This is a genomic window from Methylophaga sp. UBA1464, from assembly GCF_002325665.1.
GTDB lineage: Bacteria > Pseudomonadota > Gammaproteobacteria > Nitrosococcales > Methylophagaceae > Methylophaga.
Genome location: NZ_DCSO01000111.1, coordinates 2,060 through 3,755, shown reverse-complemented (window position 1 = coordinate 3,755; position 1,696 = coordinate 2,060). Strand labels below are relative to the sequence as shown.

General features: G+C 49.3%; 3 protein-coding genes. All 3 read right to left on the bottom strand.

Annotated features, from left to right (window positions below; translation table 11 throughout):
- Positions 1–664 (bottom strand): LysM peptidoglycan-binding domain-containing protein (locus B3O33_RS15135; protein ID WP_292363908.1); only part of this gene is annotated, 664 nt, incomplete at its 3' end.
- A 2-nt stretch (positions 665–666) separates the two neighbouring features.
- Entirely contained in the window at positions 667–1,242 is a 576-nt protein-coding gene (locus B3O33_RS15130) for a YqaA family protein (RefSeq protein WP_292362146.1), read from the bottom strand.
- Positions 1,239–1,696: protein-L-isoaspartate O-methyltransferase family protein (locus tag B3O33_RS15125; protein WP_292363907.1), on the bottom strand; the 458-nt coding region annotated here is incomplete at its 5' end. The genes B3O33_RS15125 and B3O33_RS15130, both read right to left, overlap by 4 nt.

The following is a 1,696-nucleotide window of genomic DNA, read 5'->3' as shown; positions in this document are numbered from 1 at the left end:
CACTTAAATAAGTGTCATTATGTTTAATGATCAGCAGATTACCGTAACGCGGTAAACCATTACCACTATATACCACCTTACCATCTGCCGCCGCGACAATAGGCTGACCGGGTTTTCCGATAATATTGACACCTTTACGGCCAGCTGCAGATTCCGAAAAAGTCGACACAACGCGCCCTTCTGTTGGCCAGCGCCAGACAAGGCTTTCATTGCTTGAGGTCACTGCGGGTGAAGATGATGGGGCAGGTGTTGAGGGTGTTGCTTTTGGCGTTTGTGTAGCCGTAGTGGGTCTTGACGGTTGAGAAGGTGTTGAAGGCCGTGTGACCGAAGGTGACGAAGGCTTACTGGGGGCCGGTTTAGCAGGCGCTGGACGTGTCGCTGTGGTCGTGATTGGCGCACCCTTGAATTTGATCTGTTGACCGACATAAATCGTATAGGGTGAACGAATACCATTAATGCGCGCCACATCACGATAATCCATTCCATAACGGAAACTGATCGAATACAGCGTATCGCCTTTTTTAACGGTATAGCTGTTTGGGGCGGGAGCCGGGGCCGGACGCTGCTGATAGTTGCGACCATCTTCTCTGCCAATCGGTGCTAACGCATAGTTACCGCTACAGGCAGTCAATAAGAGGAGCAACGAAATCAGCAACAGTTTCATATTCAAATAACTATCAGATAGGCCAGAACCAAAAGACCAACAGTCAACCAGCCGAGACGGTCAACCCACAGATGTAATTTTTCTTCAAACGGCTTGCCGCCCCATTTCATTAATCCGGCGACCAGAAAGAAACGCATGCCGCGCCCAATTAAAGACCCCAGAATAAAGGGCAGTAACAACATGCCAACGGCACCGGCAGCGATGGTAAAGATCTTGTACGGGATTGGCGTAAATCCGGCTAAAAATATGGCCCAGAAACCGTAATCGGCAAACCATTGCTGGGCCGTTTCATAGGCTTCAATGTAACCAAACTGGATGATCCAGGGTTCAACCATTTGCAGAGCGAACAGGCCAATCAGATATCCCAGCAAACCGCCCAACACGGAAGCTATTGTCGTTAAGCCAGCATAAAACCAGGCTTTGTCCGGCCGTGCCAATGACATCGGCGCCAGCATCACATCTGGCGGTATCAGGAAAAAAGACGATTCAGAAAAACTGACCAATGCCAGCCAATAGGTGGCATATTTATGCCTGGCCCATTGCATGACTTTGGCGTACAGTCCTGAAAATAATTTCATCCAATTTGTCCGCTTAACAATGGGACAAAACTGACTGCATCCCAGTCTGTTTCTTCAAATTTTCCACCGATACGATCAATCACTTTTAATATCTGCCCTTTGCTACCACCGACAGGAATCACCAGACGGCCACCCGGAGCAAGTTGCTCCAGCAGCGTGGGGGGAATCTGTTCTGCTCCACAGGTGACGATAATGCCATCATAAGGACCGTTTTCCGGCCACCCCCAATTGCCATCACTGTGTTTGAGGCGAATGTTATTAAGCTTTAACAGATAAAAGCGTTCTCTGGCCTGCTTGAGTAATGGCGCAATGCGCTCAACACTGAAGACTCTTGGCACTAATGCAGAAAGCACTGCCGTCTGATAGCCAGAGCCAGTGCCGACTTCCAATACCTTGTTTCTGGGACCACCCTCCAACAGAATTTCTGTCATGCGGGCGACAATATAAGGTTGTG